This is a genomic window from Caulobacter hibisci (assembly GCF_016135805.1).
Taxonomy (GTDB): Bacteria; Pseudomonadota; Alphaproteobacteria; order Caulobacterales; family Caulobacteraceae; genus Caulobacter; species Caulobacter hibisci.
Window position 1 is genome coordinate 252373 of the sequence record NZ_JADWOX010000003.1, and the last position, 15183, is coordinate 267555.

Sequence of the window (15183 nt, forward strand, 5' to 3'; positions counted from 1 at the left end):
GCTAGACCTTCAAATCCGCCGTCACCGGGGCGTGGTCGCTGGGGCGTTCCCACTCGCGCACGGTGTCGTGCACCTTGGCCGAGACCTTGCCGTCGACGATCGCCGCGTCGCGCAGGCCGGGGCTGGCCAGGATGTGATCCAGACGCAGGCCGCGGTTGGATTTGCGGAAGTCGGCCGCGCGGTAGCTCCACCAGGAAAACAGCTTTTCCGGCTCGGGCACGGCCAGGCGCGGCAGGTCCAAGAGGTCCATCGACTTGATCATCGCGTCGAAGGCTTCGAGCTCGGCTGGGGTATGGCTGACCACCTTCAGCATCTGGCGATGGCTCCAGACGTCGTTTTCGCCCGGGGCGATGTTCAGGTCGCCGGTGACGATCAGCGGGGCCTTGGGATCGCGCTTCTTCAGGGCGGCGGTCAGGGTCTCGTAGAAATCCAGCTTGTGGTCGAATTTCGGGTTGCCGACCCGGTCGGGCGTGTCGCCGCCGGCCGGGATGTAGAAGTTCTGGATGTCGACCCCGGCCACCTTGACCGCCACGCAGCGGGCGTGGCCCTCGCGGCAGTTCATCAGGGTCGGAACGTCCTCGAACGGCAGGCGCGAGGCGATGGCCACCCCGTGCCAGCCCTTCTGGCCGGCGATCTTCAGGTGCGGCAGGCCCATGGCCTCGAAGGCCTCGCGCGGAAACTCGCCCTCCTGGCACTTGATCTCCTGCATGCACAGGACGTCGGGCGCCTGCTCGTCGACGAAGCGGGCGGCCTGTTCGGCGCGCAGGCGGACGGAATTGACGTTCCAGGTGGCGATACGGAGGCGCATGCCGCTCCCCTACCCCGCTTTTATGGTCGCCGAAAAGAAAAACGCCCGGACGCGAGGGGCGTCCGGGCGAAAGTCAGGTCTCTCATGCCGCCGCCGGGAGGGGATAGATCCGGCACGGTTTGCGAAGAGCGGGTCGGGCGCTCATCGCCATGCGTGGTAAAAGTGCCACGGCGAAATTTTAAGTTCAAGAGGAAAAGTGCTTGGCGCTTGCATGTTGTGAGAATGTCACAAAACGACGACGCCAAGCGCGAGCGCTCAACCGGTGGCCTGCTTGCCGACGCGGCGGCGCGGATCGGTCAGGACGAACAGCTTGGGATCGATCGCGCCGACCTTTTCCAGATCCGCCAGGCGCACACGGGTCTGGCCGCCCTTCACGTCGCTGATGGTCCAGCCGATCAGTTCCGGGCCATTGCTGAAGTTCAGCTCCAGCCGGCCAAGGGTCTGGCGACGGGCGTCCTGGGCGACGATGGTGAAACCGTCGGACAGCTTGCGCACGCCGGTGATCTTCACGCCGCGATCCAGGCGCACCTCGCGCGCCAGCAACAGCGCCAGCGGCGTGCGGCTGAGCGGGTAGCTCTCGAAGGTCTTCAGGCGGCTGTCGAAGATGTTGACGTTGTTGCCGTTGCTGACGACCAGCAGGCCGCCCGGGCCGTCATATTCGAAGCGGGCCTTGCCCGGACGCTGCAGCCACAGCGTGCCTTGGGTGGTCACGCCGCGCGGATCGGTCTGGACGAAGCGGCCCTTGGCGTTGGTCAGGCCCTGGATATAGGCCGTGGCCTTGGCGATCAGGGCCTTGTCCTCGGCCGAAAGCGCCTGGGCGAAAGCGGGCGCGCCGATCGCGGCGGCCGACAGGCCCGCGCCGGCGGCGGCGATCAGGAAACGGCGGGTCGGGTTGGTCTGCGTCATGCGAACTCCTTCAACTCAACCTTTGCCCTGTGCGCGCGTCGCGGGAAAGGCCATGGCGCGGCCGTTTTCCGGCGCCGCGATGAAGGGCCGTTCAGGTTGGGGTCGATGCAGAACCCCTGGCGGAGCTCATGGTTTCGCTTGATCGACCACGATGGTCGTACCGTTCGCCAGCTTGGTCGCCAGAACGCGCTTGCGGTCAGGACGCCAGAGTTCAGCGGCCATCCCCTCGGCATCCAAGGCCGCAAAGGCTGCGATCGCTTCGGCGTCGTCGCGAAAGGCCAGAGTCCCGAGGGCTCGGAATTTCCGATGACCGACGTCGAAGCGGAAGGCGTATTTGGGCAAGGGCGCCTTAGAGCGCCGGCGGAGGCGGCGCGAGGATCTCGCGCTTGCCGGCGTGGTTGGCGGCGCCGACGACGCCTTCCTTTTCCATCCGCTCCATCAGCGAGGCGGCGCGGTTGTAGCCGATCTGCAGGCGGCGCTGGATGTAGCTGGTCGAGGCCTTGCGGTCGCGGGTGACCACGGCCACGGCGTGGTCGTAGAGGTCGTTGGCCCCGCCCTCGCCGGCGAAGGCGCCCTCGATGGCCTCTTCCTGCTCCTCGTCGCCGCCGGCCGTGACCTCCTCCAGATATTGGGGGATGCCCTGGTCGCGCAGGAACTTGGCGACCTGCTCGACTTCGCCGTCGCTGACGAACGGGCCGTGCAGACGGGTGATGCGGCCGCCGCCGGCCATGTAGAGCATGTCGCCCTGGCCCAGCAGCTGCTCGGCGCCCTGCTCGCCCAGAATGGTGCGGGCGTCGATCTTGGAGGTGACCTGGAAGCTGATCCGGGTCGGGAAGTTGGCCTTGATGGTGCCGGTGATGACGTCGACCGACGGGCGTTGCGTCGCCATGATCAGGTGGATGCCGGCGGCGCGGGCCATCTGGGCCAGGCGCTGGACGGCGCCTTCGATGTCCTTGCCCGCCACCATCATCAGGTCGGCGACCTCGTCGATCACCACGACCAGATAGGGCATGGCCTCGGGGCGGATCTGCTCGGTCTCGTAGATCGGGCGGCCGGCGTCGTCGAAGCCGGTCTGCACGGTCCGCTCGAAGTGCTCGCCCTTTTCGAGGGCCTCGTTGGCCTTCTCGTTGTAGCCGCCGATGTTGCGCACGCCGATCTTGGACATCCGGCGATAGCGGTCCTCCATCTCGCGGACGGTCCACTTCAGCGCCACGACAGCCTTCTTCGGGTCGGTCACGACCGGGGCCAGGAGGTGCGGGATGCCGTCATAGACCGACAGTTCCAGCATCTTCGGGTCGATCATGATGAAGCGGCACTTCTCGGGCGGCAGCTTGTAGAGGATCGACAGGATCATGGCGTTGACGCCGACCGACTTGCCCGAGCCGGTGGTGCCGGCGATCAGCAGGTGGGGCATCTTGGCCAGGTCGGCGATGTAGGGCTCGCCGCCGATGGTTTCGCCCAGCGCCATGGGCAGGATCGAGCTGGCCTTGTCGTAGTCGGCGCTCGACAGCAGGTCGCGCAGATAGACGGTCTCGCGACGCGAGTTGGGCATCTCGATGCCGATGGCGTTGCGGCCCTGGGCCACGGCCACGCGGCACGAGATCACGCTCATCGAGCGGGCGATGTCGTCCGCAAGAGCAACGACGCGGGCGGTCTTGACGCCCGGGGCCGGCACCAGCTCGTACATGGTGACCACGGGGCCGGGGCGGATCTGGTCGATCTGGCCCTTGACCCCGAACTCGGCCAGCACGCTTTCCAGCAGGCGGGCGTTCTGGCGCAGGGCGCCTTCATCGAATTCCGACGAGCGCGGCTTGGACTTGGCCAGCATGGCCAGTTCCGGCAGCTGGAAGCCGTCTTCGTCCTCTTCGAAGTCGAAGGTCTTCTGCTGCTCGCGCAGCTCGCGGCCGCTGGTGGCGGCCGGGGCCTTGGGCTGGCGGATGGCCAGGGGACGGGCGTCGAAGCTGGGCGCGAAATCGTCTTCGTCGTCCACCGGCGGCGGAGCGGCGCGGGCGGCCTTGGCGGCGCGGGGCGCGGGTTGGGGGGCCACCGGAATGTCGGTTTCGTCGTCGGCCGGCGCAGGGGCGCGGGCGTTGCGGCGGGGCGAGGGAGCCGGCTGGTCGTCGATGGCGTCGATGGCGTCGCGCACCGGACGGCGGGCGGCGGCCTTGGCGCGCGGGGCGCGGACGGGTTCCGGCTCGGCCTGCCTGTCCATGGGACGGGGGGCGCGTTCGCGCGGCGCGGTCAGGCGGGCGATCAGGCTGATGATGCTTTCGGGATCGACGCGGCGCACGCCCAGGGCGTAGCCGACGCCGAGCAGGGCGCCGACGAGCAGCAGCAGGGCGGCGACGATCCGCGCGCCGGGAATGTGGGCGAAGCCGAACAGGCCGCCGAACAGGTTCAGGAGGCCGTCGCCCCAGAAGCCGCCCAGGCCCTTGGCCAGCGGCCAGACGGCCGGCGGCGCCAGCACGGTCAGGAAGCCGGCCAGGGCCAGCAGGCCCAGAACGCCGACGCCGGCTCGCACGCGCAGTTCCTTGCGGTGGGCGTCCGGATCGGGCTGGGCGGTGCGGGCCAGGCCGAACACCAGCATCATGATCGCCGCGATCCAGCCGGCCAGGCCGAGGGATTGCACGACCACGTCGGCGATCATCGCGCCGGCGCCGCCCAGAGCGTTAGTCGCCGGGGCGCTGCTGACGGCGTTGAAGCTGGGGTCGGCCGCGTCGTAGGTGGCCAGCGACAGCAGCAGGCCCGCGCCGAGCACGGCCAGCACGCCACCGCGGAATCGGGCCGTCCACGGCTGCGCCCAGCCGTAGCGGATCGCCTCCCAGACCAGCTCCAAATTCGATCGCCGCGCCACTCGCGCCATGAACCGCTCCAAAGTCGTATGGAGCGCATCTTGTGGGCCGGTTTGGTTAAGAGCCGTTTACCGAGCCAGGCCGTCGGCGCGGTTTACGAACGAAGACTTAGTGTCGCAGGGGTTGTGGAACGAACGCGCGGCCGCGCGCATTTCACCCTCGTATCCCCTAGTAAGTCCCCTCTGATTTCAGGCCCGGACGGCGACGCCCGGGCCTTTCTTCGTCTCTGTTGATCCTTCTCCCCTTGCGGGAGAAGGTGGCGACCGAAGGTCGACGGATGAGGGGTCTCTCAAACCTGAGACTCCGCACCCGCCTGGCCGCCGCTTGCGGCTTGGATTTCTGAGAGACCCCTCACCCGACCTGCTTCGCAGGCCACCCTCTCCCGCAAGGGGAGAGGGATTCAAAAGTGGGACTTAAAGAATATACCGGCTCAGATCGGCGTTGGCCGCCAGGGCCCCTACCCGCTCCTTCACGTAGGCCGCGTCGATGGTCACGGTCTCGCCGCCGCGGTCGGCGGCGGTGAAGCTGATCTCCTCGACCACCTTTTCCAGGATCGTCTGCAACCGGCGGGCGCCGATGTTCTCGACCGAGCCGTTCACGGCTACGGCCGCGTCGGCCAGGGCGTCGATGGCCTCGTCGGTGAACACCAGCGTCAGGCCCTCGGTGGCCATCAGGGCTTGGTGCTGGCGCAGCAGGTTGGCTTCCGGTTCGGTGAGGATGCGGCGCAGGTCATCGCGGGTGAGGCCCTTCAGCTCCACGCGGATCGGCAGGCGGCCCTGCAGTTCGGGCAGCAGGTCCGACGGCTTGGCCACGTGGAAGGCGCCCGAGGCGATGAACAGGATGTGGTCGGTCTTCACCGGCCCGTACTTGGTCGACACCGTCGTGCCCTCGATCAGCGGCAGAAGATCACGTTGGACCCCTTCCCGGCTGACGTCGGCGCCCGAGCGCTGCGAGGAGCTGGCCACCTTGTCGATCTCGTCGAGGAAGACGATGCCGTGGTTCTCGGCCAGGGCCAGGGCCTCTTGGGTGAGGGCCTCCTGGTCGAGCAGCTTGTCGCTCTCCTCGGCGATCAGCGGGGCCCAGGCGCCCGAGACCGTGGTCTTGTAGGTCTTGGTGCGGCCGCCGCCGCCGAACGACTTCATCATCTCGCCGAGGTTCAGCACCGAGGCGCCGGGCTGGCCGGGGATCTCGAACATGCCGCCACCGCCGTTGTCGGCCAGTTGCAGCTCGATTTCCTTGTCGTCCAGCTCGCCAGCCCGAAGCTTCTTGCGGAAGCTGTCGCGGGCGGCCGTGGCGCCGGGGCCGGTCAGGGAATCGAGAATGCGGTCCTCGGCGGCCGCTTCGGCTTTCGCCTTCACGCCGGCCCGGCGCTTGTCGCGAACCATGCCGAGAGCGCTTTCGACCAGGTCACGGACGATCTGGTCGACGTCGCGGCCGACATAGCCGACCTCTGTGAACTTGGTGGCCTCGACCTTCAGGAACGGGGCCTGGGCCAGGCGGGCCAGGCGACGGGCGATCTCGGTCTTGCCGACGCCCGTGGGGCCGATCAGCAGGATGTTCTTGGGCGTGATCTCGTCCTGCAGGTCGGCCGGCGTGCGGCGGCGACGCCAGCGGTTGCGCAGGGCCACGGCCACGGCGCGCTTGGCCTCGGCGTGGCCGACGATGAAGCGATCCAGTTCGGAGACGATTTCGCGGGGGGAGAACTCGGTCATCAGAGGCTCTCCACCGTGAGATTGCCGTTGGTGTAGACGCAGATCTCGGCGGCGATGGCCATCGCCTTGCGGGCGATCTCCTCGGCGGTGAGGTCCTGGTCGATCAGGGCCTTGGCCGCGGCCAGGGCGTAGTTGCCGCCCGAGCCGATGGCCGCGACCGCGCCGCCGCCCGCGCTTTCGCCCGGCTCCAGCACGTCGCCGACGCCGGTGACGGTGTAGATGGCGTCCTTGTCGGCCACGAGCAGCATGGCCTCGAGCCGGCGCAGGTAGCGGTCGGTGCGCCAGTCCTTGGCGAGATCCACGCAGGCCCGGGCCAGCTGGTTGGGATATTGTTCGAGCTTGGCTTCCAGCCGCTCGATCAGGGTGAAGGCGTCGGCGGTGGCGCCGGCGAAACCGGCGATGACCGCGCCGCCGGCCAGGGGACGGACCTTGCGGGCGTTGCCCTTGACGACGGTTGGCCCCATGGAGACCTGTCCGTCGCCGGCGATCACGGTCTGGCCGTTCTTGCGCACCGCGAGGATGGTCGTGCCGTGCCAGTCGGGAAACGAATTCGAGCTTTGCATGGCTTCGCATGTGGCGAGGCCGGCCTGGAGGGTCAAGCTGCCATGAGCTTTTCGCAAGGCGAGGTCGAGCGCTACGCCCGCCATCTGGTGCTGCGCGAGATCGGCGGACCGGGCCAGCAGAAGCTGAAGGCGGCCAGGGTGCTGCTGGTCGGCGCCGGCGGCCTGGGCGCGCCCGCCGCCCTCTATCTGGCCGCCGCCGGCGTGGGCATGATCGGTCTGGCGGACGCCGACGCGGTGTCGCTGTCGAACCTGCAGCGCCAGGTGCTCTATGCCGAGGCCGATGTCGGCCGGCCCAAGGTCGAGGCCGCCGCCGATCACCTGACGGCGCTCAATCCGAACGTGACGGTCGTGCCCCACCCCGTCTGGCTGGACGGGGCCAACGCCCGCGAGATTGTGCGCGGCTACGACATCGTGCTCGACGGCACCGACGATTTTTCCACCCGCTTCGCCGTCAGCGACGCCTGCTTGGCCGAGGGCAAGACCCTGGTCAGCGGGGCCCTGGGCCGCTGGACCGGCCAGGTCGGGGTGTTCCACGGCCAGCCCTGCTATCGCTGCCTGGTGCCCGAGATCCCGCCCGACGCCGAGACCTGCGCCCTGGTGGGCGTGGTCGGGGCGCTGGCGGGCGTGATCGGCTCGATGATGGCCCTGGAGGCGGTGAAGGTGATCACCGGCGCCGGCCAGCCCCTGGCCGGGCGCCTGCTGATCTACGACGCCCTGGCGGCCGAGACTCGCACGGTGCGGATCGGCGCGGATCCCGCCTGCCCGAGCTGCGGCCCATCCTCCAAGGGCTAGGCGAACCCCTTGCGGATGTGCTCGACCGACTTGGTCAGCAGCATCTTCCAGTTGTCGTCCGACCAGTCGCGGTGGCCGACGCCCTTCATCTCGACCAGTTCGTACGGCTTGCCGGCCGCCTTCAGGGCCTTGGCCATGATCTTCGACTGCTTGGGCGTGACAATGGTGTCCTCGGTGCCGTGGATCAGCAGCACCGGGGCCTTGATCTCGGCGGCGCGCTCCGACGGCGAGGCGGCGATGAGCTTGGCCTTGTCGGTCTTGGGATCGCCGATCGTCTTGACCCAGTAGGCGTAGGTGTCGGAGTCCGCCCCGTCTTCCGAGCGTGAGAAGGCCAGGGTCTCGACCAGGTCGGCGTCGCCGGCGATGGCCACCACGGCCTTGTAGAGCTCAGGCTTGCGCACCGCGCCCATCAGGGCCGCGTAGCCGCCGTAGCTGGCGCCGCAGATGGCGATCTTGTTGGGATCGGCCGCGCCCGAGGCGATGACCTGGGCGATGGCGTCCTCGACGTCCTCCTGCATCAGGTCGCCCCAATGCTTGCGGCCGCTGTCGGCGAAGGCCTTGCCGTAGCCGCCCGAGCCGCGGAAGTTGGGCTGCAGCACCAGCCAGCCCTGGGCCGCGAAGGTCTGGACGAAGAGGTCGAAGTCGAGGGTGTCGCGCACCTCGGGGCCGCCGTGCGGCAACACCACCATCGGTCGCGGCTTGTCCGAGGCGATGACCGGCGTCGACAGGTAGGCGGTGATCGTCTGGCCGTCGCGGGTCTTGACCTTCAGCGTCTTCATCGGCGCCAGGCGCTCGGGGCTCAGCCAGGGACGGCTTTCGCCCAGTAGCTCCAGGTCCTTCTTCTCGACGTCGTACAGCCAGAAGGCGCCCGGATGGCGCGGGCCGCTGACGTGGAAGATGAAGCGCTTGTGGTCGCGGCTGACGTCGAACGGCCGCACGTTGCACTCGTTGCCGAAGTAGTTGTTCAGGCCCTTGTAGTGGGCGGCCAGCTTGGGATCGAGGAAGCGATGGTTGGTGCGGTCGTCGACGCTGGACACGCTCAGCGCGTTGTAGGCCTCGTCGAAGAATACGCCGTCGATCGGCCGCTGGGCGTCCTGCGAGAACACCTCTCCCACCTGCATCGACTTGGTGTCGAACCGCCGGATGGTCGGCATGTCGGCGCCTTCGTCGGTGGTCAGCATCAGCAGCACGCCGGGCTCGGGCGTCGGGGCCACGAAGTCCAGGTCCGGCAGCTTCTTCAGCTCGTTGCGGCGGACCTTGCGATAGAGCTTCCAGTCCTTCTCGCCCGGGGCGCGCGCATAGACGCTGACCACCGTGCCGCGCGAATTGGAATCGTAGCGGATCACCGGCACGCCGTTCTGGGTGTCCCAGCCGTCGGTGAAGGTCGAGCCGCGCTCGTAGAACACCGCCTCGCCCGAATAGACGTCGACGAGATAGAGCGTCTCGCACTCGGTCTTCACGTCCCAGATCTGCATCAGGATGCGCCGGGGATCGGTGTTCATGCGATCGACGACATTGGCCAGATTGAACTGCCGCTTGAGCACGCCCTTCTGATTGTTGAACAGCACGACCGCGTCCGCGCCGTCGGCGCCGATGGCCACGAGGCGCCGCACGGGGATCGGGATGAACTCGCCGTAGAAGTCCATGCCGGTGGGCCGGCCCTTGGGGTCCTTCTCCATCCGGGTCCAGATCAGCAGCCGGTCCTCGTTGGCCCACTCGACCTGCTCGACCTGCATCTGGCCCAGCCGCACGGGCTTGGCGACGTCGCCCTTGCCGGAGGTGTCGTAGAACACCACCAGGGCCTCGGTCTTTTCCTTGACCAGCCGCTCGATCAGGATCGCCACCCGCGAGCCGTCCGGCGAGAGGGCGGTGTCGAGGACCTCGGCGCCCTTCAGCAGTTCGTCGATGCTGGGCGGGACGATGGCCGCCTTGTCGTTCTTGTCGCCGTCCGCGGCGAAGGCGTCATGGATGAACAGCGGCGCCGTCGAGGCGGCCGCGATGACCAAACGTCGAGTAAGCAAGGATGCGGCCCCCCGGTCGCGTTACGATACCCGCGCGACCCAGGCGGTCGCGCACTGTCGAACAGTCGCGAGTTTTCGGCGGTTTTGCAATTGCAAGATGCGCCGGCGCCCTCGCCTACAGCATCGCCGGGATGACGCGGTCGGGCGGACGGTGGCCGTCCATGAAGGTCTTCACGTTGACGATGACCTTCTCGCCCATGTCGATGCGGCCCTCGACCGTGGCCGAACCCATGTGCGGCAGCAGCACGACATTGGGCAGCTTGAGCAGCTTGGGATTGATCGCCGGCTCGTGCTCGTAGACGTCGAGGCCCGCGCCGGCGATGTCGCCCCGGGCCAGCATGTTGGCCAGGGCCCCCTCGTCTATCACCTCGCCGCGGGCGGTGTTGACGACGATGGCGTGCGGCCGCAGCAGCTTCAGGCGCCGGGCCGACAGCAGGTGGTAGGTGGCGGGCGTGTGCGGGCAGTTGATCGAGATGATGTCCATCCGGGCCAGCATCTGGTCGAGGCTTTCCCAGTAGGTGCAGCCCAGCTCCTCGGCGATGCGCGGGCTGACGGGCTTGCGGTTGTGATAGTGCACCTGCATGCCGAAGGCCTTGGCCCGGCGAGCGACCGCCTGGCCGATGCGGCCCATGCCGACGATGCCCAGGCGCTTGCCCCACAGGCGTCGGCCCAGCATCCAGGTCGGCGACCAGCCGTGGAAGTCGCCGGCCTTGACCACCTCGGCCCCCTCGACCACGCGGCGCGCGGCGGCCATGATCAGGGTCATGGTCAGGTCGGCGGTGTCTTCGGTCAGGACGCCGGGCGTATTGGTGACGATGATGCCGCGGGCGTTGGCCGTGGCGACGTCGATATTGTCGACCCCGGCCCCGAAATTGGAGATCAGCTTGAGCCGCTCGCCGGATCGCGACAGAAGGCGCGAGTCGATGCGGTCGGTGATAGTCGGCACCAGAACATCGGCCCGTCCCATCGCCTCGACCAGCTCGTCGGCGGTCAGGGGCTTGTCGGACAGGTTCAGTTCGGTGTCGAACAGCTCGCACATCCGCGTCTCGACGGGATCGGGCAGCTTGCGCGTGACGACGACTTTGAGCTTGCGAACGGGCATGGGGGGTCTGAAAAGCCTTCCCTGACGGGCGTTCCAAATCTGTAGCAAAGGGGCCGGAAGCGGCCAAGCAACATGCCGGTGAAAAGCAAACATCGTTCGCTTGGTGGTTTTGGCGGCTTGCTCGCGGTGGCCGCGGCGCTGGGCGCGGGCGCCGCGCTCGCCCAGCCGCCGACCACCACCCCGTCGGGTCTGCCGGTGCCCCGCTACGTCGTGCTCAAGTACGGCGAGGTCAATGCGCGCCAGGGCCCGGACGAGGATCACAAGCTGTTGTGGATCTACAAGGCCAAGGGCCTGCCGGTGCAGGTGGTGGCCGAAACCCGCGAGTGGCGGCGGATCTGCGATCCGGAAGGAGGCCTGGCCTGGGTGCACAAGCGCACCACCGACGGCCGCCGTACGGCCATCCGGGTGCAGGACAGCCCCCTGCCCCTGCGCGCCTCGCCCAAGCCGGAATCGCGGATCAGCGCCTATCTGCGCGGCCGTTCGATCGCCACGCTCGACAAGTGCGAAAAGGGCTGGTGCCGGCTGAAGGCTGACGGGGAGTCCGGCTGGGCCCCGGAAACCGAATTCTGGGGCGCCAACGAGGCGATCCAGTGTCCCGAAGCCCGCTGACTCGACCGCGTCTTCGCCTTCCAATGCTCGCTTCAGTGAGCCGTCTTCACTCATTGTCGCAGAATGTAACATTGAGGCCCGCCCCGGCGCCGTGCTAGGGGCGTTCGCATGCAAAAGAGCGCCTACACCTTCGAAGAGCTCCTGGCCTGCGGCCGGGGCGAGTTGTTCGGACCCGGCAACGCCCAGCTGCCTGTGCCGCCGATGCTGATGTTCGATCGCATCGTCCGCATCGAGGCCGACGGCGGCGCGCACGGCAAGGGCTATATCGAAGCCGAGTTCGACATCAATCCGGACCTCTGGTTCTTCGGCTGCCACTTCATCGGGGACCCGGTCATGCCCGGCTGCCTGGGCCTGGACGCCCTGTGGCAGCTGGTCGGCTTCTTCCTCGGCTGGTCGGGGGCCCCCGGCCGCGGCCGCGCCCTGGGCGTCGGCGAAGTGAAGTTCACCGGCCAGGTGACGCCGAACATCAAGAAGGTCGTCTACAAGATCGACCTGAAGCGTGTGATCATGCGTAAGCTGGTCATGGGCATCGCCGACGGCGTCATGGAAGCCGACGGAAAAGTGATCTACGAAACCAAAGACCTCAAGGTCGGCCTGTTCACGGCCGAACAGATGGCGGGTTGATCCAACCGGCTAGCCGGCCGTTCTGCAAGGAGCCGGCTCCGGCGGATCGGGGAGAAAGAGGTACTGATATGCGTCGCGTCGTCGTCACGGGACTGGGCATCGTCTCGTCCATCGGCAACAACGCCAACGAGGTGCTGGCTTCGCTGCGCGAGGCTAAGTCCGGCGTGGTGACCGCACCGGAATATGCCGAGCTCGGCTTCCGCTGCCAGGTTCACGCCGCGCCCCAGATCGAGTGGGAAGGTCTGGTCGACCGTCGCGCGGCGCGTTTCCTCGCGCCCGGCACGGCCTACGCCCACATCGCCATGGAGCAGGCGATCGCCGATTCCGGCCTCGGGGAGACCGACGTCTCCAACGAGCGCACGGGCCTGATCGTAGGGTCGGGCGGTCCGTCCACCCGCGTCATCGTCGAGGCCGCGGCCACGACCAAGGAGCGCGGTCCCAAGCGGATCGGTCCGTTCGCGGTGCCCAAGGCCATGAGCTCGGGTCCGTCGGCGGTGCTGTCGACCTGGTTCAAGATCCGGGGGATCAACTATTCGATCAGCTCGGCCTGCGCGACCAGCGCCCACTGCATCGGCGCGGGCGCCGAGCAGATCCAGCTGGGCAAGCAGGACATCGTCTTCGCCGGCGGCTGCGAGGAGCTGGACTGGACCCTGTCGAACCTGTTCGACGCCATGGGCGCCATGAGCAGCAACTTCAACGACCGCCCGTCCGTGGCCAGCCGCGCCTACGACAAGGACCGCGACGGCTTCGTGATCGCCGGCGGCGCCGGCATCGTGGTGCTCGAGGAATACGAGCACGCCAAGGCGCGCGGGGCCAAGATCTATGGCGAGCTGATCGGCTACGCCGCCAATTCCGACGGCTACGACATGGTCGCCCCGTCCGGCGAAGGCGCGGCCCGCTGCATGAAGCTGGCCATGGCCCAGACCGGCGGCCGCACCATCGACTACCTGAACCCGCACGGCACCTCGACGCCGGTCGGCGACAGCAAGGAGATGGGCGCGGTGCGCGAGGTGTTCGGCGACAAGGCGCCGCTGATCTCGTCGACCAAGTCGCTGACCGGCCACAGCCTCGGCGCGGCCGGCGCCCAGGAGGCGATCTACAGCATCCTGATGCTGAAGAACGGCTTCGCCGCCGAGAGCGCCCACATCGAGAACCTCGATCCCGAGTTCGCCGACCTGCCGATCCTGCGCGAGCGGTCGGACAAGCCGCTGGACACGGTGATGTCCAACAGCTTCGGCTTCGGCGGCACCAACGGCACGCTGATCTTCGGCCAGGCCGACTGACCTGGTCCGGGCCGCCGCGATCGACTGGATCCGCGGCGGCGCCGGCCGGCTGTGGTCGGACGCGGTGTCCGACGGCGCCGCGACGGCCGCGATCAGCCTGATCGGCGGCGCGCCCATCGGGGCCCTCCGGCCGCTGGACGGCGCCTGGGCCGAGCTTTGCCGCGCGGCCGCCCTGCCCGCTTCCCGTCTCGAACATCGACTGCCGGCCCTGATCGACACGGGCGCCGTGCCCTATGGCGTGATCGGCGACAGCCATGGCCGGCTGCTCTGCCGCCGCAGTCGCCGCCGAGGGCGCTGGCTGCTGCCTGTCTGGAGCCTGGAGACCGGCGCCTCGGCGCGCGGCCTGCCGGGCGACGGCCGCTCCGGGGCCGGGCCTCGGGTGCGGGCCGCCCTCGCCCGCCTGCTGGCCCTCGACGTGCCCGTGCTGGTCAAGTTCGGCCAGATCGACGTCGAGTTCGTCCACGTCTTCAAGCGCCTGGCCGGCGGGCCGGACGCCTTCGATCCGGCCGAGTTCGCGGCCTTCGCCGACCGGACGATCGAACGCTATCTTGAGTTCCTGACCGACGCCGTGCCGCCGGTCGCGCGGTCCCGGGTGCGGGTGATGTCGCTGTTCCCGCCGACCCTGTCGGACGCGGCCTGGCGCGAAGGCTATCTGAACGCCCACCTCGTCGACGTCCACGGGCCGGCGGACCACGCCGATCTTGCCGCCGCCCTGGGCCGGCTGGAGATTCCGGATCTCGCCCGGCGCACCGCCCTGCATGCGGCCGTCAATGTGCGCCTGAGGGCGGCGGTCGAGGCCGAGGGCTTCGCCTGGGGCGACGACTTCGCGCCCTGGTTGGGCGACGGCGACGTGGTCGATCGGGCCTGGCAGGGCCCGGCCGCCGGGCGCGATCACCACCTGGACCATCACGCCGTGCGACAGCGGATGCTTGACCACCTATGGTCGATCCTCGATTGATCGCTTTCCCGACAGTGCAGCTTTCGTAGACCGCATGCCCGCCGAGCCCGCCACGCTTCGACCCGAGATTCCCTGGATCGACTCCGATCGCCTGGAGGAGCGCCTGGCGGCGTCCGGCGCGCCCGAGGCGCACAAGGCCTTCGCCCGCGACCTGGCCCGCGACGGCCTGGCGATCATCGACCTGGGCGACGACCTGATCGGGCTTTGCGAACGCATCGAAGCCGAGGTCGCCCACCACTTCGCGCCCGGCATCACCCGGGTGCACGACGCCTGGCGGCGGTCCGAGGCCATCCGCGCGGTGGCGACCCATCCGGAGATCCTGGCCCGCCTGGCCCTGGCCTATGGCCGTACGCCCTTCCCGTTCCAGAGCCTGAACTTCCATCGCGGCAGCCAGCAGGACGTCCATGCCGACACCCTGCACTTCCACGCCGAGCCGGCCGGCTTCATGTGCGGGGTCTGGCTGGCGCTGGAGGACGTGCGGCCGGAGTCCGGGCCGCTGGTCTATTATCCCGGCAGCCACCGCCTGCCGGTGCTGGGCATGGCCGAGGCCGGCGCGATCGACGGCGCGACGACGCCCGCCAACTACAATGACCTCTACGGGCCAGCGATCCTGCGACGGCTGGACGAGGCCGGCCTGAAGCCTGGCCTGGCGATGCTGAAGAAGGGCCAGATCGCGGTGTGGGCGGCCAACCTGGCGCATGGCGGCTCGAAGATGCTCGATCCGGCCTCCACGCGGCGCTCGCTGGTGCTGCACTACTATTTCGACGACTGCGTCTACTACACGCCGATGCTGTCGACGAAGACCCGCCAGGCCCGCCGCCTGCCGGCCGACATCGCCACCGGCGGCTGGCGCTGGCCGCGTCGCGCGGGCCGTCCGGTGAGCGTTCCCGCCAAGCAGTTCGCCGCCGCCATCCTCCATCGCCTGACCCGCCGCACGCCGCGTTTCTAGGGGG

At 68.7% G+C, this 15183-nt stretch carries 14 protein-coding genes; 6 read left to right on the forward strand and 8 right to left on the reverse strand.

Annotated elements, in window-relative coordinates:
• Nucleotide 1 precedes the first annotated feature (1 nt).
• The 6 genes from I4Q42_RS07280 to hslV all read right to left on the reverse strand — a co-directional run bounded on the left by I4Q42_RS07280 (nt 2) and on the right by hslV (nt 6877).
• A complete protein-coding gene (locus I4Q42_RS07280) occupies nt 2–808 on the reverse strand; it encodes an exodeoxyribonuclease III (RefSeq protein WP_198575390.1) in 807 nt (268 codons plus the stop codon).
• Between the two features lie 255 nt (nt 809–1063).
• A complete protein-coding gene (locus tag I4Q42_RS07285) occupies nt 1064–1714 on the reverse strand; it encodes an outer-membrane lipoprotein carrier protein LolA (RefSeq protein ID WP_198575391.1) in 651 nt (216 codons plus the stop codon).
• 126 nt (nt 1715–1840) lie between these two features.
• Nucleotides 1841–2056, reverse strand: coding sequence for a hypothetical protein (locus tag I4Q42_RS07290; RefSeq protein ID WP_198575392.1), 216 nt, complete (start codon nt 2054–2056; stop codon nt 1841–1843).
• 7 nt (nt 2057–2063) lie between these two features.
• A complete protein-coding gene (locus tag I4Q42_RS07295) occupies nt 2064–4577 on the reverse strand; it encodes an FtsK/SpoIIIE family DNA translocase (protein WP_198575393.1) in 2514 nt (837 codons plus the stop codon).
• A 402-nt stretch (nt 4578–4979) separates the two neighbouring features.
• The gene (gene hslU, locus I4Q42_RS07300; RefSeq protein ID WP_198575394.1) at nt 4980–6278 is read right to left on the reverse strand and encodes an ATP-dependent protease ATPase subunit HslU; all 1299 of its coding nucleotides are present in this window, start codon (nt 6276–6278) and stop codon (nt 4980–4982) included.
• Nucleotides 6278–6877, reverse strand: a complete 600-nt coding sequence (gene hslV, locus I4Q42_RS07305) for an ATP-dependent protease subunit HslV (protein ID WP_198575395.1) — start codon at nt 6875–6877, stop codon at nt 6278–6280. Before hslV ends, hslU begins: the two co-directional genes overlap by 1 nt.
• Before the next feature lie 6 nt (nt 6878–6883).
• Between hslV and I4Q42_RS07310 the strand changes: the two genes are divergently transcribed.
• Entirely contained in the window at nt 6884–7633 is a 750-nt protein-coding gene (locus tag I4Q42_RS07310) for a HesA/MoeB/ThiF family protein (protein WP_198575396.1), read from the forward strand.
• Here I4Q42_RS07310 and I4Q42_RS07315 read toward each other — a convergent pair.
• Together I4Q42_RS07315 and I4Q42_RS07320 are read right to left on the reverse strand one after the other, a co-directional pair.
• The gene (locus tag I4Q42_RS07315; protein WP_198575397.1) at nt 7630–9654 is read right to left on the reverse strand and encodes an alpha/beta hydrolase family protein; all 2025 of its coding nucleotides are present in this window, start codon (nt 9652–9654) and stop codon (nt 7630–7632) included. The two genes, I4Q42_RS07310 and I4Q42_RS07315, sit on opposite strands and share 4 nt — an antisense overlap.
• 115 nt (nt 9655–9769) lie before the next feature.
• Nucleotides 9770–10756 carry a 2-hydroxyacid dehydrogenase gene (locus I4Q42_RS07320; protein ID WP_198575398.1) on the reverse strand — a complete coding sequence of 329 codons (987 nt, stop codon included), beginning with the start codon at nt 10754–10756 and terminating at the stop codon, nt 9770–9772.
• 72 nt (nt 10757–10828) lie between these two features.
• Between I4Q42_RS07320 and I4Q42_RS07325 the strand changes: the two genes are divergently transcribed.
• The 5 genes from I4Q42_RS07325 to I4Q42_RS07345 all read left to right on the forward strand — a co-directional run bounded on the left by I4Q42_RS07325 (nt 10829) and on the right by I4Q42_RS07345 (nt 15179).
• Nucleotides 10829–11365, forward strand: coding sequence for an SH3 domain-containing protein (locus I4Q42_RS07325; RefSeq protein ID WP_198575399.1), 537 nt, complete (start codon nt 10829–10831; stop codon nt 11363–11365).
• Nucleotides 11366–11473: 108 nt separating this feature from the next.
• The gene (fabA, locus tag I4Q42_RS07330) at nt 11474–11989 is read left to right on the forward strand and encodes a 3-hydroxyacyl-[acyl-carrier-protein] dehydratase FabA (protein WP_198575400.1); all 516 of its coding nucleotides are present in this window, start codon (nt 11474–11476) and stop codon (nt 11987–11989) included.
• A 68-nt stretch (nt 11990–12057) separates the two neighbouring features.
• Complete coding sequence (gene fabB, locus I4Q42_RS07335; protein WP_198575401.1) at nt 12058–13272, forward strand: beta-ketoacyl-ACP synthase I; 1215 nt, start codon at nt 12058–12060, stop codon at nt 13270–13272.
• A 64-nt stretch (nt 13273–13336) separates the two neighbouring features.
• Nucleotides 13337–14230, forward strand: coding sequence for a hypothetical protein (locus tag I4Q42_RS07340; protein WP_332873037.1), 894 nt, complete (start codon nt 13337–13339; stop codon nt 14228–14230).
• 34 nt (nt 14231–14264) lie between these two features.
• The gene (locus I4Q42_RS07345) at nt 14265–15179 is read left to right on the forward strand and encodes a phytanoyl-CoA dioxygenase family protein (protein WP_198575402.1); all 915 of its coding nucleotides are present in this window, start codon (nt 14265–14267) and stop codon (nt 15177–15179) included.
• Nucleotides 15180–15183: the final 4 nt, after the last annotated feature.